Below are 21,596 nucleotides of genomic sequence, written 5' to 3'. Positions count from 1 at the left end.
TATTATTCTCATAGTCCTGCTGAGTTTGTCTAAATACAATCTCCTACCCGCTACTCTACAGAGTGCGATCTGGGAATCGAATCTCTAATTAAACTCATAAACATCTTTAAATCTGGTTTTTAATTTCATACTTAAACCTGCCGATCATAGATCTGAAAACACTTCGACAATCGTAGTATGGCTGGGAATTTCAAATCTTTTCCATAATCAAACAACATTGACCGGTTTATATCCTAAAAAATATCGTTTATTACATATTATAATTACTTTTGGCCCGTTTATTGATTACATCGAAAAATAAAATCATCCCAATTATGGTTTTATAGCATTTTTTAAATAAACTAACCATCTTATACTTCTTTAAAAACAGTGTTTTTTGTTTATTTTTGTAAGTAGAAGAACATTGACAATTTTTTATGCTAAAACAACAATTAAATTTTAAGCTTTCTCAAAAACTTTCTCCACAGCAGATTCAACTCATGAAGTTGATTCAACTTCCTACGCAAGCATTCGAACAACGTTTGAAACAGGAGATGGAAGAAAACCCTGCTCTTGATAGTGGAAAAGATAAAGCGGATGAATTTGAAGATGCGTTTAGTAATGAAAACTCTGCAGAAGAAGACTATGGAACCGAAAAAATAGAGGCAGATATCAATGTTGATGAATATCTTAGTGATGATGAGATTCCTAGTTACAGGCTTAGTTCTAACAATTACAGTGCTGATGATGAGGAAAAAAGTGTTCCCTATGCCTCCGGGACATCATTCCATCAACACTTGGTTAATCAATTAAACACCTATCGATTTAATGATGAAGAAAGAGAAATAGCTGAATTTCTTGTTGGCAGTGTTGATGAAAGCGGTTATATAAGAAGGTCTTTATCTGATATTTTAGATGATTTAGCTTTTACTCAAAACGTATATACTACCGAAGAAAAAATAGAAAATATCTTACAAATTGTTCATCAACTGGATCCCGCAGGTGTTGGCGCTCGTAATTTACAAGAATGTCTTTGGATTCAGCTGGATAGAAAAGAAACTACCATCCCAATAAAATTAGCTTCAGGAATCCTAAAAAAAGCATTTGATCATTTTAGCAAAAAGCATTATGATAAACTTTTAGTGAAATTTGACATTACTGAAGAACAGCTAAAAGAAGCAATTGATGAAATTGAACATCTTAATCCTAAACCGGGAGGAGCCTATGCAGGAAACAATCGCTTGATTGAACATGTAGTTCCCGACTTTACAATCAGAATCGCAGATGGAGAACTTGAGCTGACTTTAAACGGTCGTAATGCTCCAGAACTTCATGTATCCAGAGAATACAACAACATGCTTCAGGGGTATAAAGCCAGTAAAGAAAAGTCGAAATCACAAAAGGATGCTGTTATGTTTATCAAACAAAAATTAGATGCTGCAAAATGGTTTATCGAAGCTGTAAAACAAAGACAGCAGACACTTTTTATTACTATGAGTGCAATAATGCACTATCAAAAAAGTTATTTCCTTAGTGGAGACGAAAGAAATCTTAAACCAATGATTTTAAAAGACATTGCCGATGAGATCTCTATGGATGTAAGCACCGTTTCAAGAGTAGCAAATAGTAAATATGTTGATACTCCTTATGGAACAAAACTTATCAAAGAGTTCTTTTCTGAATCAATGACCAATGATCAAGGTGAAGAAGTTTCTACTAGAGAAATTAAAAAAATACTGGAAATAACTATAGGTGAAGAAGACAAGAAAAAGCCCCTTACGGATGAAAAGCTTGCCAAAATCCTTAAAGAGAAAGGATATCCTATAGCCAGAAGAACTGTAGCCAAATACAGGGAACAATTAGATATTCCTGTTGCCAGACTACGAAAGAAAATTTAATGAATTTTTTTCTTAGAAGTGTTTCTTATATTTTACATCCATTATTGATGCCCCTTTTGGGCGCTATAATTTATTTTAGTACCGCTCCAAGATTTATTCCTATCGAGATTATTAGAGCCAAAGTCTTTGGATTAATTATTCTTACTATTCTAATACCCATTGTATTATTCTTTTTATTAAAAAGTACAGGAACCATCACCTCAATACATCTCGAAAACGTAAAACAGCGTAAAATTCCACTATTACTACAATCCATTTTACTTATAGTGGTTATCAAAATGGTCATTGATGTATATCATTATCCCGAGTTATATTTTTTCTTTTTAGGAATTCTGTTTTCGTCATTAAGTGCAATTTTCATGGTATTGTTTAATATAAAAGCAAGTTTACATATGATTGGTATTAGTGGAATTACCATGTTTACCGTTGCACTAAGTATTCATTTTGGGCTTAATTTAACTATTCTAATAGCCATGTTGATGATTTTTAATGGACTGGTAGCCACATCCAGATTACACTGCAAAGCACATAGTAATCTAGAATTAATCCTTGGGTTTCTAATAGGAATAATCCCGCAACTTACTTTAGCAAATTTCTGGCTATAAAATATAAAACATCAATCCTATTTTTGCAGTATTCAATCCTACAGATTCTCCCTGAATTACAGCATCACTATTGAATAAGGTATTTAAACTATAGTAGAAATGAAAATTAAAGGTATTCCATCCAAAAGTGAACGTTACTCCCACTCTCCATCGATTTAATTCATCCAATTTTGTTTGCCTTACCCTATTTCCTGGTTGTTTAAAATTAGATTTAAAAGAATACAGGTATCCCACTCTAACGCCCGTATAAATCCTATAAAATTTATGGGCTTGAGGAGTAGATGTACGCCATCTAAACTCAAAAGGAGCCTCTACCAAATGCGTGGTAAATCTATTAGTACTGTAATCGATACCTTCTAAACTACTAAATATACTCTGTTCTGTATTTTCTTGTTCTCCTATAAATAAATTCTGATTATACACATTTAATGAATAGCCAACTCCCAGACCTATAGCAACATTACGTCTTTTATTGATTGGCATATCCCGTATAAACCCCAAATGTAGCCCTCCCGAAAAACCAGATTGACTTACACCTTTTGGTTTATTAAGTAACAGGTTAAATGTTACTCCTACGTAAAACTGATCTTCTCGATATAAAGAATCTATTTCTATTTCTTGAGTAGAATCCTGCTGGGTCTCCTGTCCCGAAGAAAGAAACACAAACAAATAACATACAATGAATGCAAACAATTTTTTCATATAGGTCACTAAAATAAATCTATTTCTTTAGAAATAAGAGAAAGTTTATAAAAACAAAACGAAATCACACAAAATCCTGCCCAAAGGCAGGATTCTTATTATTAATTAAACAGGTATGCTAAAAATTATCATTTGCTTCTCCGATTTTGGTGGCATAATTAATTTTAAGTGCATGAACTTTCCTTAGCTCATTCTTAATATCACCGACCAGTCCCATTTTGGTATTCTTATCTATCTTTAAAGAAGTTATTAAAAAAGGAAGCAGTGCATCTGTTTTAGAAGCTCTTTCTGCCAAAACAAACGCTTTTATATCCCTTATATCTGCAAACTTATCATTAAGTTGAATTCTAGCTTCAGAACCTATATTCTTGTACCTAGAGCTTGGTTTTCCCGCATATACATTCATAATTAAATTCTTATTATCTAATTTTTCTATTTGATCTGCGACAGGTAATTTGTTCTCTATCATTAATGTATTGTTCCGTATTACCGTAGCAACCATAAAGAAAAATAATAGCATAAATACAATATCGGGTAGTGATGCCGTAGAAATCTCAGGCAACTGAGTGTTTTTCTTGTTTTTAAATTTAGACATAATTACAAAAATTAAGTTAGTATTGATTTCTAGGTTCTGCTTCAGAAAGTTTTTCTGGGAATAGGGATTGAATTTTCTTAATTCGTTCCCTTAACACCTCTTTATCATTAAGATTACGAGCGCCTTTTAAGATTTTCTTCATTTCTGTAAATGAGATACCATATAGTCTTTTTGCCTCTCGATTACGCAACTCGGTATATGCAGCTACTAATTCATTTTGCACGGCTACATAAGTTGCATAATTTGTCTCACGACTATTAATAAGAGATATAATCGCCTTACTTGGATGATCAGAAGATGTAACATCACCTTCTCCCTTACAATAATCACAAGCTAAACCATCTGACTTTCCTCCATTATCCAGAAATGCAATAGTGGCGTCTTTAAGGGCCGAAATTTCTATTATAGTGCCCTTCTACCAACAACTCATTAAGTTGATTTAGTTCCACCTTAAAGAGATTTTTTTCCTTAATAATTGTTTCTGTAGGGTCATCATCTGCGGGAGGTGGTAATTTTCTAGTGATCCCATAATCTGTTTCCATCTTAGTAGAGACTAAAAAAAAGATGAGTAATAAAAATGCGATATCGGCCATAGATCCCGCATTAACACTTGGTGCAAATCTTCTTGTCATAATAAACATATTTAGTTAATAATTACTTACAGAATCAAAAAACTATGATCATAAGTGACAAGAAATATGCAGAAGAAAAACATGCTGAAACTATATCCGAAAAACCTTTATAACCCACATATATTATCTCTTAACAGAAACAAAAAGTAAGCTATATATTTTTAGAGGGTTTGAGAATTCATTTCGTATTATAACCATTTTATCTATATATTCAATATCACTTTGGAAGGTTAGATATTGATGCTATAAAATGATAGATCACAGCTACTATAAAATTAGCAACAATTGTTATGCCATTTTTGGGAAATAGCGGAAGGAGTAGTACTAAAAAATCCTGCCTATTGGGCAGGATTTTTTAATATCATTTAGACATTTATGCTACGATAATAATAGTATACTATTTAAAATTATCTGAAGCTTTACCAGATTTGGTTGTATAATTAATCTTTAATGCCTGAACTTCTCTTAATTCTTTTTTGATATCACCTACAAGACCCATATTGGTCTTTCCATCTATCTTAAGAGCTGTAATTAGAAACGGAACTTCTTCCTCTCTTTTTGCCGCTCTCTCTGCCAACACAAACGCTTTTACTTCGCTTACATCAGCAAATTTATCATTAAGCTGGATTCTAGCTTGACTACCTGCACTTGCACGATATCTTGAACTAGGTTTTCCTGCATAAATATACATTACTAGATTTTTTTTGTCTAGTTTTTCTATTTGATCTGCAAAAGGTAATTTATTATCTATCATCAGCGTATTTTTACGCATCACCGTTGCAACCATAAAGAAAAACAATAACATAAATACAATATCCGGTAATGATGCCGTAGAAACGGGAGGTAATTCACCACTCTTTTTCTTTTTAAACTTAGACATAAGAATTCTGTTTTATGTTATTTCTATTTTTTAGGCTCAGCTTCTGAAAGTTTTTCAGGAAACAAAAATTGTATCTTTTTGATATCTTCTTTAAGTTTAGTCTTACTTCCAGAATAATTTACATCTTTAAAATCGGCTTCCATTTGTACAAATGTTTTACCATAAAGACGCTGTGCTTCTCTATTACGCAATGTAGTATACGCTGCCACCAATTCATTTTGAACTGCTATATATGCACCGTAATTTGTCTCTCTATTATTATTTAAAGATATAACCGCTTTAGTAGGATTATCCGAAGAAGAAGGATCTCTATCTCCTTGACAGTAATCACAAGCTTCTTCTCCTCTTCCACCACCATTATCTAAGAACTTAATAGCAGCTTCCCGAAGATCTTTCAATTCCATAGGAGCTTCTTCTACCAATAAATCGTTGTTCTTATTCAATTCTACAACAAAAATATTTTTTTGTTTAAGAACTGGCGGCTCTATTTCTTCCTCTTGAGGAGGAGGGAGCTTACGGCTAATACCAGTATCGGTTTCGATAGTAGTAGTAACCAAGAAAAATATAAGAAGTAAGAATGCAATATCTGCCATAGATCCTGCATTAACTTCTGGTGCTGCTCTTCTTGCCATAATTGTTTACTTAATTAGTTTCTTAATACCAGAAAAGAACATCAACCCAACTGCAATAGCAGCCAAAAAGTAAAATGTATACAATCCTGTTCCTACCCATTTAGAGCCACTTTCTGAAAGCATTCCTCCATCATTTAAAGGAGCTTCTACTCCTTCTGCCACAACAAAACCAATGCCCACAACAATAAGGAAAGCAACAATACCAATTGCAGTATTTTTAAGACCTCCTGGGTTTTTAGCTAAAGAAGAGAAAACGGCTATCAAAGTAACTACTATTACACCTATAAAGACAACAACTGTAAGAGTATATAACGGGTTCACCAATGATGTTGCTTCTTTTAAAACATCCATCGATCCTCCTTCTCTAACAAAATCTTTGGTTTCTGTAATACCATATTTCTCCATAAGACCATCAAAGTTATTGCTCATTAAGAACAATAAAAGTGCGCCTATAGCACCTATAGCCATTACGATATATGATAATATTTTTGAAATTTTCATGTTACTAATTTTTTGTTTGGATTACTCACAGGCAACCCTTAATTAAATAAAAGTGTAAATTAAAAATCTTCTAAATCAGATTTTTATTAGAAACATCAATTATTTCTTTTTCTTGTAATCTACCAAAATATCGATCAAAGTAATCGAAGCATCTTCCATATCATTTACAATTCTATCAATTTTTGCAACGATATAGTTATAGAATATTTGAAGAATAATTGCAACAATAAGTCCAAATACAGTAGTAAGAAGTGCTACTTTAATACCACCTGCTACAAGAGAAGGTTGCATATCATCTGCAGCCGCAATTTTATCAAATGCCGTAATCATACCAATTACCGTTCCCATAAATCCAAGCATTGGAGCAAGAGCGATAAATAATGATATCCAAGATACATTTTTCTCTAATTGTCCCATTTGAACACCTCCATACGCTACAACTGATTTCTCTGCTGCGTCTATACTTTCGTCTGCTCTGTCAAGACCTTGATAATAAATCGATGCAACAGGTCCTTTTGTATTTCTACATACCTCTTTTGCAGCTTCAATACCACCACTGTTTAATGCATCTTCTACATTTTGTTGTAATTTCTTAGTATTTGTTGTAGAAAGATTTAAAAAGATAATTCTTTCAATTGCTATCGCAAGACCTAAGATCAAACATAAAAGTACGATACCCATGAATTGAGGACCTCCTTCAATAAAACGTCTTTTAAGGTTTTGATGAAAAGATAGTTCATCTGTAGTAGCCTCGGATACCGCTTCTTCTTGAATTGTTGTCGTATTAGTTATAGGAGCAATTAGTAATTGCACATTTGCCGTTAATAACTGGGCAGGTGCAGTAGATGCTTGTAAGTTTCCAAAAGTCATTACTGCTGCGATTGCCAGAATAGAAAATAATCTTTTCATTGCGCTGATTCTTAATTTTAATTAGTTAAAGGGTTAAAGATATAAAAATAATATAAAATTTATTAAAAAATTGATAATAATGCAGAGAGGAAGGGATTCGAACCCTCGATACGCTTTTGACGTATACACACTTTCCAGGCGTGCGCCTTCGACCACTCGGCCACCTCTCTAGGTTTTCTCCTAAAAAAATAAGGATGGGCAAATAACAAAAAAAATGTTAACTATTGAAATTTGAGGCGTTAATTTTCTGACATTTCACCACGTAGAGAGGTTTCATAAATGGTTTTGAGGGCTTTAAGTGGTAATTTTTCCCCCAATAAATACATCAATTTTGCTACTGCTGCCTCTGTAGTAATGTCTTTTCCTGAAATAACACCTGCTTTTTTTAGTGCAATACTAGTATCATACTTACCCATTTCTACACTTCCACCTATACATTGTGTAACATTAACTACTGGTATTCCTTTTTGTATAAGATCAAAAATTATAGTGGTAAACCATTTTTTTGTCGTTGTATTACCTGCTCCATATGTTTCTAAAACAACTCCTTTTATAGCTTCTAAAGAGAAAATACTTTTTAAAATGCTCTCATTAATTCCCGGAAACATCTTAACAATAACAACATTATTATCAAAATGTGTATGGTATACCATCTTCTTTCGTCGGTTACACGTTAGTAAAAAAGGTCTATTAACCTTAAGATGCACTCCAGATTCTACCAAAGATGGATAATTAAGTGATTGAAATGCTTCAAAATGCTCTGCATTAATCTTAGTAGTTCTATTGGCTCTAAGTAATTTATATTCAAAATAGAGTCCTACCTCTGTAATTACAGGCTTTCCTTTTTCTTGTAATGCCGAAATCTGAACTGCTGTGATCAGATTCTCTTTTGCATCTGTTCGCAAATCTCCTATTGGTAATTGAGAGCCTGTAAAAATAATAGGCTTAGCCAGGTTTTCAAACATAAAACTAATCGCAGATGCTGTATAAGACATGGTATCACTTCCATGTAAAACAACAAACCCGTCATATTTTTTATAATTGACGTTGATAATTTCTCCTAATTCTTTCCATCGATCAACATTCATATCAGAAGAATCAATAGGTTTATCAAAGCTAATGGTATTAATATTACAATCTAATTGTTTGAGTTCTGGAATGTTTAACAATAACTCATCAAAATCAAAAGCTACCAGAGCACCAGTCTTGAAATCTTTGACCATTCCAATGGTTCCTCCAGTATAAATAAGTAATATGTTTGGCGAAGTAATCATATGGCAAATGAACGAAAATTAAATCATATTTTATTGGTCTAAATACCAAATATATCACTAGAGTTTTTGGTAGTGATTGCGGCTATTTCTTCAATAGGTTTTTGATATATCTCTGACAGTTTTTCTAGGATATTAAGCAAATAAGAACTTTCATTACGTTTACCTCGATACGGAGTTGGAGCCAAATATGGAGCATCTGTCTCCAGAACAATATGATCTAATGAAATCTGATTTAAAAATGTATCTATTTTACCATTCTTAAAAGTAACAACTCCTCCTATTCCTAATTTCATATTATACCCTATAGCTCGATTGGCGTCATCTATGGTTCCTGTAAAACAATGAAAAATCCCAAATAGGTCATCACTTTTTTCTGATTCTAATACTTCAAAAACTTCTCCAAAAGCTTCACGACAATGTATTACAATGGGTAACTTGTGCTTTTTTGCCAACTGGATTTGATACCTAAAAGCTTCTTGCTGGGCCGCCAAAAAAGTTTTATCCCAATATAAATCTATGCCTATCTCCCCTATTGCATAAAAACTCTTACCCGTCTCTTTATTAGAGCGTTTTTTGAGTTCATCCTCTACAAATACAAGTTCCTCTTTGTAGTTCTCTTTTACATGTGTAGGGTGCAGTCCCATCATCAAAAAAACATGTTCTGGGTACTTGGTTTCTATTGCATACATAGCTTTGGTATATGTAGAATCAATAGCAGGAACAAAAAAGCGTGTCACACCATTTTTTATAGCACGTTGCATCATTTCATCCTGATCTTCATCAAAGGCTTCGCTGTAAATATGGGTATGAGTATCGGTTAGTATCATGCCGCAAAAGTATTAAATTAGAGTTAATACCAATCAGCAATGTATTGCTTTTGTTATTGAACTTATTTAAGATTCGCCTTACAAGAGGCAAATTAATAGATCATAACACATTACATTTTTTTCAACAATTCTTGGGCCCGAACGTAATCTTCGGCATCTTCAGGTATATTCTTTAACAATGCAGCGCATTGATCATATTTTTTTTGTTTTAGCTGGTTTAATGATTCAAACCATAATGCTTTGTATTTATACCCCGAGTTTCCTTGATATAATTTTTCTAAAACCCGAGTAGTTGCTACATATTTATCCTGTTCCAATAATGATAATCCATAATAGAATTGATATTCTGCATTATTTTCATCTTTTGATAGTAATATCAATAGGTGTTTTTCGGCTTCAGCATAATCTTTTGAGTTAAAAGCATGTTCAGCATTCTTACTATTCTTTTCTGTATTTCCTCTTTCTGTAATTGATAATTCAGGAATATTTGCGAAATCATTATATGTAGGACTGCTTTGACCAAAAAAGTATACTCCAAAAATTATAGCTACACTTGCAGCCGCGGCATATGCCCAAGCAGGCATTCTTATCACTTTGGTTTCTTTTGTAGTTGCTTTCCTGTTAAAGTGTGAATCTCCAATTATTTTCAAATTATTTTCTAATGCTTCTTCCTCTTTTTCTGAAGCAAAACGTGTATCAAGATGTGAATTCAACTCTTGATATAGTTTAAGTTCTTTTGCGATAGACTCATTCTCGCTAATTAATTTTGTTAGTGTTTTTTCTTCGGTAGCAGAAAGCTCGTTGCTACAAAACCGATCAAACAGCTCGTATTTTTCTTCTGGGGTCATAACAAATTCTTTATTTTATTAAACTTAGGAGTGTTTTGAACAAGTTTTGTTAATTGGCCAATACATAAAGACTTCTTTTTACGAACATATCCATAGGACTGTCCTAGTTTTAAAGCTACTTCTTCCATAGATTTTATAGTAAAAGTTGCTTTCAGTAATTCTTTACAAGCTTTACCTAATTGATCAAACATCTCTTTAAAAAGTTCATGTTTTGCATTAAAAACCTCAGTTTCTTCTACAAAACGAACACCCTCATCATCTATAGATACAACCTCTTCATTAATTGTTACCCGATTATTAGAATGCTTTTTTAATTCATTCAACCATTTACGCTTACACAATAAGAAGAAATAGGCATCAAACGGACAAGTAAGTTGTAGTCCTTTCTCTTTTGCTTGTTTATAAATAGTGATTAATGTTTCCTGGATAATATCCTGAGCTTTGGATTCATCTCCACTATTGTTTTTTATATACCCAACTACTTTCGGAGCGAATTTATCATAAATCTCGGATAAGATTGCTGTATCATTCTTCAAAAGAGCTTCAATGTATTTCTGATCAGAATGAAATTTGGTGTTTCCCATAAATAGTGAATATAAGCAACTAATTTAAAAAAAGTTATCAAAATAAGGGTAACAAAAAATCAAAGCTATTGATCTGATGGTGTAAACAACAAAATTTCGAAAATTATGAGAACATCAAATAGAACGATTGCAGTACCGAAGAATAGTAGGAATGCAAAAAAAGCAATGATGAATTTTTTACTTTTAAGTATAACTATTCTTTTATTAGGAAGCTGTAAAAATGATGACAATGATATTAGCATTGAAAAAATCATAGGTGGAATAGAGTTACAAAAAGCAATTAAGGACAACCGTGAAGGAGCAATGCAGACTTTTGCAATGAACGCTGAATCCGGAGGGTATATGTACGGAGAAGAAGGTACGCAGCTACATTTTCTTCCAAATAGTTTTTTAGATCAAAATGGGGATCCCGTTAGCGGAAGTGTTACTATCGAATTAATAGAAATCTATGATAAAGCCAAAATGCTACTAACCAAAATGCCAACCAATGGTAAACGTCCAAATGGTAATATTGAAACTTTAAAATCTGCAGGAGAATTTTTTATAAATGCAAAGCAGAATGGAAATCAACTGCAACTTGCAAGTGGATTTGATATTTTTTCACCAAATGAAGATTTTGACCCTGAAATGAGGCTGTTTAAAGCTGAAGAAAATGGTTGCGACAGCGATGCAATAGACTGCGATGTTGTTTGGGAAGAAAATGAGGAAGGGGATATTGATCTTGGTCAAGGAGAAGGACCTAACGGAACAGGGGTAATGGGGTATTCTGGTTTCATCAATAATTTTGGGTGGACCAATATCGATCGTTGGTATAATGACCCTAGACCAAAAACTATTATTTATGTAGATGTTCCAGAAGGGTACGACGATACAAATTGTAATGTATATGTGTCTTATGATGGTGAACCAACCGCATTAGCACTATTGGATATTTATAATGAAGAAACCGAATTATTCTCTGAGCATTACGGGCAAATTCCTATCGGATTAGAGGTACATTTCATATTTGTATCTGTTCAGGATGGTGCGTATACATATGCAATCCAGGGTGCAACCATTGTTGAAGATCACGTAGAGATGATTGGATCTACGACTACAGGTACTGAAACCGAATTAATAGCATTAATAAATGGGTTACCATAAATCAAAAATCATACTGGAATATGTAAATTAGTTAGCGGGGGTTACGGCAAATTCCAGTATATATTCCGGGAGGTAATCTCCCGGAATATTTTTATCAATATTTCTAATTTAACTTTTTACTTATCTTTAGTAACTACTAACAACAAATCATGAGGGGCTACATCATCTTATACTGTACAGTATTATTTCCATTTCTGTGTTTTGGACAAATACTTACAAATGATACCATACCAAGAATTGCACCTATATCCTATGAAATTAATGGGAACCAAGTAATCTACGGAGCAGAGATGCCTCCTCTAAATCAAATTGCCGGTGCTCCAAAAGCTTTTTACACCTACTATTGGGAATTTGGTGATGGTAATTATAGCTTTAAAGAAAAACCTGCTCATCGGTATAAATCTCCAGGAACATACGAAGCCAAACTTTGGGCTACTAATAATTATGATAACGGGAAACCACCAGCAAGTAGACCCAAATCAATAACCGTAAGTGATGCATCCGACGAGGCTTCTGTAGACTCTAATTCTCCTTTTATTGAAGATCATGATTTAATTCTAAAACGAAACCGTGAACCTATCCCCGATCAGGAAATGGTATTTATAACAGGTTATAAGAATACCAACAACTATGTTTCTAGTGGTAAATTATACTTATTTTATAATGATAATCAATTCAAAAATGATAACTTTATTCTAGAAGACACCCGATTGCACCATGGGGAAAAGATTATTCCGCTACCCATTATTTCTGAAACGCTCTCTCAAAACGATAACCATACTTTATTAGCCTCTTCAACTCATACCATTCTACAAAATAGAACATTATTTGTTCAGGACACTACCAAAAGAAAAAACCTTCCACTTACTCTAGAAGAATCCAAATCATTATATCGCAATTATCAAGTTATAGCATTTAATGATATGCAACCTGGTGAAGAACGAAACATTTTCAGAACCTTAAAAACAACACCTGAAATGATCAAAGATACCAGTGCCATTGTTACACTAAGAAGTATCTATGTACCTGATGAAAATTTTGACAACCATACCGTGAAGGATACAGAAATGGAAATTGTTACTTCTCATGATCCAAATAAAATGTCTTCTAATGGTTGGCTAATGAACTACCGGTTAGTACGATTTAAACGTCTCAAATTTAAAGTACGTTTTCAAAATAATGGAGAAGGCCCTGCCAACACTATAAAACTAGCAGTAGACACTCCAGAAATGTTTGACAAATCCACATTACGAATTGACGGTATGTATCCCGAATGCCCTATTTGCCCTAAAGAAAGAGAAGTTAATTATAGTTGCCTTGATACTATTTTGAAAAAAGACAAGATCATTTTTCAGTTTAACCGAATTTATCTCCCCGGAAGCCAACAAAAGAATGTAACCGAAATAGATTCGACCAAAGGATTTGTAAAGTATTCTATGAAATTTGGCAAAGACTTTCATAAAAAAAAGACCAAAAGCCGTACTGCAATATATTTTGATAAAAACGAACCTATCATCACCAACTATGCAACTACCCGATTTATGCCTGGTATTTCTATTGGTGCAAAAGCAGGATATATTGTGGTTCCCGAACTCAATAACCAAAAAGAATACTTTGTAGGAGCAACATTATCTCCTTTTAAATCTTACAGAGGGTATTATCAAGCCGAGATAATGGCATCTGCATCTTCTTATGATGAACTACGAAACTTCGAAACTACATCTATAGATGCAAATGGTACCGAGAGCTTAATTCAGTTCTCTGAAGCCAATACATTTAATAACATTTCTATTTATGCTGTTCCCGGATCATTTCGCTATAATTTCAACAACTTTTTTGCCATGGGAGCGGGTATTCAATTAAAAATGGATATTACCAGCAAAAATGATCAGGAAACCACAGGAGAAGGTTTTACGATTATTAGAAATAATGGCCCAACTCCCCCAGAAATTATTCGAAACCCTGATCTTGATGTTGCAGAAACACAAGAAATAAAAGATGACTTTACAAATATACAGACCGGTGTTTTTGTTGGAATTAATTTGGGGGCTGTAAGAATAGGACCAAGCTTGGGAATTAGATATGTTCATAATTTTGATAGTCCAAACTCTCAAATTCAATTCTATGGAATTTGGAAGTTTTAGAACATTTCTATGCATCTCTGCTCTGTCCCTATGGTTGGGTAATCCAATAATACAGGCACAACAAAAAACAAAAACCTCAGCGTTTTTATATGATCAATTAGATCACTTTATACAAAAACCTTCGAATTCTGAAGCGCTAAGGTTAAGCAAAATTATTGCTTCAAAAAAAAATCAGCTTCATACAAAAGCAGATCAATTAGCTTGGGTAATCGTAAATTGTAATCTGGGGTATTATCACAATCAATTTAACCATAAACCAACGGCCATTTTACATTATGAAACTGCCTGGAAAACATATTATGAAAAAGGACTGATCGATTATGATATAATCGAAAATTGCCTACAACCACTTGGTAACATCTATACAGAAGTTGGGGATTTACCAAAAGCTGAGACCACAATAAAAAACTATTTATATTTAGCTGAACAATCTGAGAATACTTCAAAAATTATTTCGGGGATAACTAATCTTTCTATCGTATATCATAATCAAGGAAATTATCCAAAAGCTCTCGAAATACTTAAACAAGGTTTAGATATTGACCCAAAAAACATCAATTTACTAACAAACACAGCCACAAATTATCTGGATTCTGGTGACTATAACAAAGCAAAAACTTTTGCAGATAAAGTAATCGCCATAGATGCAAATCAAATAAACGCTTATCAGATTCTTGCAGCCGCTGCTTTAGAGAAAAAAGATTTTAAAAATGCTAAGGATTATATTGTACAGGCCAAGTCTCAATTACTCAAAAACAAAAGCACATCGGCCAGAACTACTGTTAAATGGCAATTGGCATATATCGATATTTTATTATCCAAATCAGAATTTGGAGAAATTCAAAAAAACCTGAAAGAAATATATGCCTCTCTCCTACCGGGATATTCAGCAAATACTGATTTACCATCTAAAGAACACCTTATTGCAGATAGGCTTCTGCTAAAGGCTTTAGACATTCAAGCCTATATTTATCAACAAACAAAGAAGCCTCTTCTAGCTATAACCGCCTTTGATTTAGCCTTTGAAGTAAACTCTAAACTAAATGTTTTATACCCGCTTCAGGACACTAGGATCATTCAACATGGTCAAAACAGAAACAGAACAGAGACCTATATTGATATTCTTTTTACCATTTACAAATCCAAAAAAGAGGAAAAATATAGTATCCAGGCATTTCGGGCAGCCGAGCATTCTAAAGCTCCTTTTGTAAACCAAGCTTTAATATCAAAAAAAATACTATCTCAATACAAAAGCGATTCTGTAGTCTCAAATAAAAACCGACTTAATACTGAATTAATATCGTATGAAACTCTAATTTTAAAAGAAAAGCTAAAAGGGGAAGATGCCAGTATTGCTCAAATTCAAAAATGGACTACTGCCCATGACACTACATCTATTGCTCTTAAAAAGGTTCTCAAAAAACTTCAGTACACATATCCCAAATTACTTCAGTATCAAAAAAGCATTTCTATCCCTTCTCTTCAGAAAAAATTAAAAAAAGATCATACTACTTTGATTGAATATTTTTACGGAAATCGAAACGTATATCAATTTGTAATCACCCAAGATTCTTTTGAGATCAAAAAAATAGAAAATCCTGTTTATTTAAAAAGCATCGTCAAAAAGTACATTCATTATTTCGACAATGCTTCAGTGATTACCCGTGATATAAACGAATTCACAAAAAGTGCTGCCGAGCTTTTTAACGTATTAAAAATTCCCAAGCAACCTAAAAGGTTATTAATCATTCCCGATGGTCTTCTCTCTTTTATTCCTTTTGAAACCTTATTACTAAAAGACACTACCTCTATGAATTTTAGCAAAATGTCTTTCTTATTAAGATCCACCGAAATAAGTTATGAGATTTCGGCTAGTAAATATTTAAGATCTAATCCTAAAAATCTTCAGGGAAAAACAGTTCTGGGTGTATTCCCTGTTTTTGAAAATACCGAAACAGAGCTCTCATTTTCAAAAAACGAAAGCAAATCTATACAGCAATACTTTAGTGGTGATTTTATAGAAAAAGAACAAGCAACTTATCTAAGGTTTATTAAACTGGCAAAAGAACATGATATTATTCATTTGTCTACGCATGCCGAGTCTGGAAATTTTTCCAGACCAGCCTCTATACAATTTAGAGATCAGAACATTCTGGTTAATCAACTATATGGAACACAACTTAATGCTAACCTGGTAGTTCTAAGTGCCTGCGAAACCGGTGTTGGCAGATTAGCAAAAGGAGAAGGCCCTATTAGTATTGGCAGAGGTTTTCATTATGCAGGAGTAGAAAATATACTCTTTTCACTATGGAAAGTAAATGACAAAACTACTGCTACAGTAATGAAAAACTTTTACAAAAACCTTAATCATTCTATTCCTAAAGCAAAAGCGATACATCATGCCAAGCTAGACTATTTGGATACGGAAGGTATTTCTAATGTTCAAAAATCACCTTATTATTGGGCTGCATTTGTATATTATGGCGAGGTTGAACAGTCTTATTCTCTAAACTACCTTTGGTATAGAATAAGTATTGTTTTATTTATTTTAATTATACTACTTTTACCCAAGTTTCTTCAAAATAAAGCATGAGTACACTTCGAAAATTTTTAAACCAAAAAGAATATCACAGAATCAAATTAGTTTTTACAAAGACAAATCATTTTGAAGTTAAAGCAGTATTAAATGGTGTAGAAGGTAATTTTATTGTTGATACTGGTGCTTCTAATTCTTGTGTTGGGTTTGAAGCTGTAGATAAGTTTTCTCTTTTTGCCCAGGATAGCGATGTAAAAGCTGCTGGAGCAGGTGCTACTGATATGCTAACACAACTTTCTCAAAAAAACGCTATACAAATTGGAAGCTGGTCGAGAAAAAGAATATCTCTTGTTTTATTTGATCTTAATCATGTAAATGCAGCATTAATAGCTCATCATGCAGAGCCTGTAGACGGTATTATTGGAGCTGATATCCTTAAAAGAGGAAAAGCAATTATTGACTACGAAAAAAAATGTCTGTATTTGAAATAAGTATAATTATCCAATAGTGTATATAGCGTATAGATTAAAAAAAACAGTTTAAAATTAAGATTTGTTATTATTTTTTAACTAAATTTAAGTTATAATTGATTTTCTAATCAATGGTACGGATTCTGCCATTATACAAATGTTTCCTTCAGTAGTTATTACATCCAACATCTTAGTATACAAAACTTATACTTTGATATTCTAAATTGTAAATACGCTCACTAATTACCTAATTACCCCTAAACAAACTTTATAGCAAAAAGATCTATATCTAAGAATGTTTTGAGCCACCCCTATTATTGCAAATTTCAGGCAATCATTTTCGAGCTGTTTCAAGCTAATACATTTGTCAAAATCAAGTAGTTATACGTATTGACTAGTTTTTAACTTTCTGTTTTCTTTGAGAAGGCAGAAGACCAAAAACAAGGCTGTCGTATTATATTTTAATGAATCTTTAACTTAAAAAATTAAAATTATGGAATTTTATCTTTCGCAGATTGTGTACTGGGCTTGCAGTTTTGCCCCCAGAACTTGGGCATTTTGTTCTGGTACTTTATTAGCTATATCTAGCAATACAGCACTATTTTCACTATTAGGAACCACTTTTGGTGGGGATGGTCGTACAACTTTTGGTTTACCAGATTTAAGAGGAAGAGCTCCTATTGGTTTTGGTAACGGGCCTGGCTTGTCTGATTATCGTTTAGGAGCAAAAGGAGGCGCAGAAGTTGTTACTTTAAACATACTACAAATACCTTCACACAATCATTCAGTTACCGCCTCAGAACTAAACATAGTAGTAGATATAAAAGCTAATAGTGGTCAGGCAGATATACATACGCCTGGTAATGGTTCATCATTAGCAGCTCCATATGATAGTAATAATCTAGCCGAAGTAATGGGTTTTAATTCATCAACTCCCGATGTAAGTTTAGCTGGAGCAAGTGCAGCAATTTCAGGATCCATGAGTACTGGTATGACAGGAGGAAGCCAATTTCATGAAAACAGAATGCCTTTCTTGACATTGAATCCTTGCATTTGCATACAAGGTCTTTTCCCATCTAGAAACTAAATATTAATACCTATAAGATATATATAAACTAAGTATGTTGTCTGAAAGAGTAATTCAGACAACATACTCCATCTTCAAAAATTATGACTCCAATCAAAATTGGTTTTTTAACACCATATTCAAGCATTTATCCTAATTTTTTCCCACACCTTGCCACTGGTTTTTATCTTGGTCTGGGTCAGAAACCAGGAAGAAGATCAGATATCGAGCTCATTCCAGAATTTGCAGGTTCAGGAGGAATATCCTCAGTTATTGAAGCCACAAAGAAATTACTCAATTTTAGTAATGTTGACATGGTTTCAGGAATGATTAGTTACCGCTCTCTTCCTAATTTGGTTCAACTTATCGATAACAGAAAAGATGTCTTGGGGTTCTTTTTTGATATGGGAGAAATGTTACCAAGTTTTGATTACCACAGCCCAAATGTATTTTTTAATTCTCATCAGCTATATCAAAGTCAATATGCATTAGGGTATTGGGCACAAAAAGAATATCAACAACCAGGGTTGATTATTACACCTATATACAATTCTGGATATCACTTACACACCTCTTTTCAAGCTGGTATTAGTGCTGCGGGAGGCAATACGGTTTTACAATCCGTTATTCCATACAATACAAATAACCCACATCACCTTAATATTGAATTGATCTTTGATAAAATAAGAAAAGAAGCTCCCGCATATGTACATGCTTTGTTTGTCGGACCACAAGGAAATGAATTTTTAAACATTTGGAAATCAAAACCATGGACAAAAGACATTCCTTTATTAGTAGCAGAAAACATGTTATACCTAGATATGTTAGATGATGTAAAACACCTCGAACTAAATCTATATGGAGCCATGTTATGGAACCCAAACGCAGAAGATAAAATTAATAAACAATTCGTAAAAAAATTTAAACAAAACACTGGGCAACCTCCTAATCTTTATGCTTTACAAGGATACGAAACCGGGCTTTTGTTTAAAGAACTATTACGGCCTCTTAAAAAAAGGCAGTGGGATGTTGTAAAAGAAAAACTGCAAAAAATGAGCATTGAAAGTCCACGAGGTATTAAGAATTTCTGTTCTAAAGAAGGCTTTATAACTCCTGATATTGATATTGTGAAAGTAAAAACCAATACTTCTGGAATCTATAATACGATCATAGATATTGGTAAAAAAATGAATGTAAATAATCCTATTACCAATCATATCGTAGGAGAACTGGATTCTGGTTGGGTGAATCCATATTTATGTATATAAAACTTCATTCTTTTTAATTACACACCATACTGAATTTAAAATAAATCAAAAAACACTTAGCAAAAAAAAGGAAAATTTGAATACACCTCTTAAAACCTTTATCCAATGAAAAAAATTACACTTTTATCTATGATGATCCTTAGCTCTTTTGGTATCGCTATGGAGTCCTCTATAGATAGCAAAAAACCATGTATCTCTTCAGAAGGAGATCCTTATATTATAGATTTCGTTTCTGGTATATTTTCGAAATTAAAGTTAGAATGTGAGACTATAGATGCTTACAAAATTGCAGAAGCTGTAAATGAGTTTGATATACTTGCTCCTACGCAGCCAACAACTCCGGGTACTGCCGTGACTTTTTCTGGGAGCAATCAAATGCTAGAACCCTCGATTGTAGCTTTAAGCACTACCAAATTTGTTGTAGCATACAGATCTTCTGCTGCCGGTATTCCGGGAGAAGCGGTTGTAGGAACACTCTCTGGGAATTCTATTACCTTTGGGAGTAGTACTCAATTTGCCGCAACTGTAGGAGGAACACACACTGCTATTTCGGCAATTAGTGCCACACAGTTTATCGTTGCCTTTGAAGATGAACGTGGAGCTTCTGACGTAGGAGAAATGAGAATAGGTACAGTATCAGGTAGCTCTATTTCTTTTGGCAGTTCATTTGATTTTGCATCTGGAGATGTTGATGCAATAGAGATGGAAGCTTTATCCTCAACAAATCATATCGTGGTCTATAGAGATGTTGAAGATAGCAATAACGGAAAGGCAAAGGTGATAACGGTTAGCGGGGCAACACTTTCTTTTGGAGCTGCGTCAACTTTTTTAACAGCCCCAACAATCTGGACAGGTCTTGATGAATTATCATCCAGTACTTTTGTAGTCGCTTATCAAACAAGTACCACTGGTGCTGAAGGAGGAGCTGTTATAGGATCTGTATCAGGTACAACCATAACCTTTGGTAGTGCAAATGTTTTTGAAACTAATTGTGTACAAGTAGATGTCGTTGCAATTTCACCGACCAAATTTGTTGTGGCTTATGATGATAATGATGATGGAAATGGCTATGTACAGGTAGGGTCTGTTAGTGGAACAACAATAACAGGATACGGGACACGTCAACAATTAATCACCGCTGTCAATGCAATACGACTAGCCCCATCTGTTACTGATAAATTTATTGCAATGTATATTCCGGCTAGTGGTACTGATCCAACATATGCAAGAGAAGGAGAGGTTACAGGGACTGATATCACATTAAGTGCTCAAACTACCATTCATAGCGGTAATAGTGATAATCAGGCTATGGAAGTAATAGAAATTGATGATGGAAAACATATCTATATCTATCAAGATGAATCTAACAGTAGTATTGGTACAGCTATTTACGGTGAAGCTTCAGCACCTGCACCAGATACCGATCCTCCCGTAGTGACAAGTATTTCTTTGGTAGGTACTCCAGCTATCAATGCTGCTTCGATACAATATACAGTCTCATTTGATGAAAATGCTAATAATATTTCTACAGACGATTTTTCTCTAACGACCACCTCAGGAACAGCTTCAGGAACAATATCCAGTGTAAATACTTCATCAGGAACTAGTGTTACCGTAACTATAAATACAATTACTGGCACAGGAGGTATTCGTCTGGATCTAAATGGATCTACCAACATTGCAGATGATTTAGCCAATTCTGGACCAGCTGCATTTAATACAGGAGATATACATACAGTGGATCGGGATGCTCCAACGGGATATTCAGTCGCAATAAATCAGAGTCCTATCAATGCGGGGAATGACAATGCAGTAAGCTATACATTTTCTTCTGCTGAAGCTGGCGCTACATATAACTATACCTTTAGTACTTCTGGTGGAGCTGGAACAGTGACCGGATCGGGAACTGTAGCTTCTGCAGGAGCAACTATTTCAGGAATCGACTTGACCGGACTAGCAGATGGAACCATTACATTAAGCGTAACGCTTACCGATGTAAATGGAAATACAGGAAGTGCTGCAACTGATACTGAAACCAAAGAAACCGTTGCTCCAACAGGGTATTCGGTTATAATAAATCAGAGTCCTATCAATGCGGGGAAT

At 33.8% G+C, this 21,596-nt stretch carries 21 protein-coding genes and 1 tRNA gene; 9 read left to right on the top strand and 13 right to left on the bottom strand.

The window, feature by feature from the left end; all coding sequences use genetic code 11:
- Positions 1–416: 416 nt before the first annotated feature.
- Positions 417–1,877, top strand: coding sequence for an RNA polymerase factor sigma-54 (gene rpoN, locus Z054_RS0122475; protein WP_024772279.1), 1,461 nt, complete (start codon positions 417–419; stop codon positions 1,875–1,877).
- On the top strand, positions 1,877–2,482 hold the full coding sequence (locus tag Z054_RS0122470) for a hypothetical protein (protein WP_024772278.1): 606 nt from the start codon (positions 1,877–1,879) through the stop codon (positions 2,480–2,482). The genes rpoN and Z054_RS0122470 overlap by 1 nt, the downstream gene beginning before the upstream one ends.
- Here the strand turns inward: Z054_RS0122470 and Z054_RS0122465 are convergent.
- The 13 genes from Z054_RS0122465 to Z054_RS0122410 all read right to left on the bottom strand — a co-directional run bounded on the left by Z054_RS0122465 (position 2,477) and on the right by Z054_RS0122410 (position 10,866).
- The gene (locus Z054_RS0122465) at positions 2,477–3,184 is read right to left on the bottom strand and encodes a porin family protein (protein ID WP_024772277.1); all 708 of its coding nucleotides are present in this window, start codon (positions 3,182–3,184) and stop codon (positions 2,477–2,479) included. The genes Z054_RS0122470 and Z054_RS0122465 overlap by 6 nt on opposite strands.
- A gap of 118 nt (positions 3,185–3,302) precedes the next feature.
- Positions 3,303–3,779, bottom strand: coding sequence for an ExbD/TolR family protein (locus Z054_RS0122460; protein WP_024772276.1), 477 nt, complete (start codon positions 3,777–3,779; stop codon positions 3,303–3,305).
- Between the two features lie 16 nt (positions 3,780–3,795).
- On the bottom strand, positions 3,796–4,002 hold the full coding sequence (locus Z054_RS32655) for a hypothetical protein (protein ID WP_316929944.1): 207 nt from the start codon (positions 4,000–4,002) through the stop codon (positions 3,796–3,798).
- A gap of 160 nt (positions 4,003–4,162) precedes the next feature.
- Entirely contained in the window at positions 4,163–4,411 is a 249-nt protein-coding gene (locus Z054_RS32650; RefSeq protein ID WP_316929943.1) for an ExbD/TolR family protein, read from the bottom strand.
- Between the two features lie 397 nt (positions 4,412–4,808).
- On the bottom strand, positions 4,809–5,291 hold the full coding sequence (locus Z054_RS0122450) for an ExbD/TolR family protein (RefSeq protein ID WP_024772275.1): 483 nt from the start codon (positions 5,289–5,291) through the stop codon (positions 4,809–4,811).
- Positions 5,292–5,314: 23 nt separating this feature from the next.
- Positions 5,315–5,923 (bottom strand): ExbD/TolR family protein, encoded by a 609-nt coding sequence (locus Z054_RS0122445; protein ID WP_024772274.1) that lies wholly within the window; start codon positions 5,921–5,923, stop codon positions 5,315–5,317.
- 6 nt (positions 5,924–5,929) lie between these two features.
- Positions 5,930–6,424 (bottom strand): hypothetical protein, encoded by a 495-nt coding sequence (locus tag Z054_RS0122440; protein WP_024772273.1) that lies wholly within the window; start codon positions 6,422–6,424, stop codon positions 5,930–5,932.
- A gap of 99 nt (positions 6,425–6,523) precedes the next feature.
- Positions 6,524–7,333, bottom strand: a complete 810-nt coding sequence (locus Z054_RS0122435) for a MotA/TolQ/ExbB proton channel family protein (protein WP_024772272.1) — start codon at positions 7,331–7,333, stop codon at positions 6,524–6,526.
- Between the two features lie 82 nt (positions 7,334–7,415).
- Positions 7,416–7,503 (bottom strand) — tRNA-Ser (locus tag Z054_RS0122430).
- A 69-nt stretch (positions 7,504–7,572) separates the two neighbouring features.
- Complete coding sequence (locus Z054_RS0122425; RefSeq protein ID WP_024772271.1) at positions 7,573–8,607, bottom strand: asparaginase; 1,035 nt, start codon at positions 8,605–8,607, stop codon at positions 7,573–7,575.
- 38 nt (positions 8,608–8,645) lie between these two features.
- Complete coding sequence (locus tag Z054_RS0122420; protein ID WP_024772270.1) at positions 8,646–9,434, bottom strand: TatD family hydrolase; 789 nt, start codon at positions 9,432–9,434, stop codon at positions 8,646–8,648.
- 110 nt (positions 9,435–9,544) lie between these two features.
- Positions 9,545–10,282 carry a tetratricopeptide repeat protein gene (locus tag Z054_RS0122415; RefSeq protein WP_024772269.1) on the bottom strand — a complete coding sequence of 246 codons (738 nt, stop codon included), beginning with the start codon at positions 10,280–10,282 and terminating at the stop codon, positions 9,545–9,547.
- Positions 10,279–10,866, bottom strand: a complete 588-nt coding sequence (locus tag Z054_RS0122410; protein ID WP_024772268.1) for an RNA polymerase sigma factor — start codon at positions 10,864–10,866, stop codon at positions 10,279–10,281. The genes Z054_RS0122415 and Z054_RS0122410 overlap by 4 nt, the downstream gene beginning before the upstream one ends.
- A 105-nt stretch (positions 10,867–10,971) precedes the next feature.
- On the opposite strand from Z054_RS0122410, the gene Z054_RS0122405 reads away from it, so the two are divergent.
- From Z054_RS0122405 to Z054_RS0122375, 7 genes are all read left to right on the top strand, one after another.
- On the top strand, positions 10,972–12,009 hold the full coding sequence (locus Z054_RS0122405) for a hypothetical protein (RefSeq protein WP_024772267.1): 1,038 nt from the start codon (positions 10,972–10,974) through the stop codon (positions 12,007–12,009).
- Positions 12,010–12,158: 149 nt separating this feature from the next.
- A complete protein-coding gene (locus Z054_RS0122400; RefSeq protein ID WP_024772266.1) occupies positions 12,159–14,153 on the top strand; it encodes a PKD domain-containing protein in 1,995 nt (664 codons plus the stop codon).
- Positions 14,134–16,746, top strand: a complete 2,613-nt coding sequence (locus Z054_RS0122395; protein WP_024772265.1) for a CHAT domain-containing protein — start codon at positions 14,134–14,136, stop codon at positions 16,744–16,746. Before Z054_RS0122400 ends, Z054_RS0122395 begins: the two co-directional genes overlap by 20 nt.
- Positions 16,743–17,180 carry a retropepsin-like aspartic protease gene (locus tag Z054_RS0122390; RefSeq protein WP_024772264.1) on the top strand — a complete coding sequence of 146 codons (438 nt, stop codon included), beginning with the start codon at positions 16,743–16,745 and terminating at the stop codon, positions 17,178–17,180. Before Z054_RS0122395 ends, Z054_RS0122390 begins: the two co-directional genes overlap by 4 nt.
- Before the next feature lie 472 nt (positions 17,181–17,652).
- Positions 17,653–18,246 (top strand): phage tail protein, encoded by a 594-nt coding sequence (locus Z054_RS0122385; protein ID WP_024772263.1) that lies wholly within the window; start codon positions 17,653–17,655, stop codon positions 18,244–18,246.
- An 83-nt stretch (positions 18,247–18,329) separates the two neighbouring features.
- Positions 18,330–19,493 carry an ABC transporter substrate-binding protein gene (locus tag Z054_RS0122380; protein WP_024772262.1) on the top strand — a complete coding sequence of 388 codons (1,164 nt, stop codon included), beginning with the start codon at positions 18,330–18,332 and terminating at the stop codon, positions 19,491–19,493.
- A 105-nt stretch (positions 19,494–19,598) separates the two neighbouring features.
- Positions 19,599–21,596, top strand: a 1,998-nt coding sequence (locus Z054_RS0122375) for a hypothetical protein (RefSeq protein WP_024772261.1), incomplete at its 3' end; no start/stop codon positions are given.

This window comes from Aquimarina macrocephali JAMB N27 (genome assembly GCF_000520995.1).
In the GTDB taxonomy this organism is placed as follows: Bacteria; Bacteroidota; Bacteroidia; order Flavobacteriales; family Flavobacteriaceae; genus Aquimarina; species Aquimarina macrocephali.
This window is presented reverse-complemented; position numbering and strand designations above follow the sequence as displayed.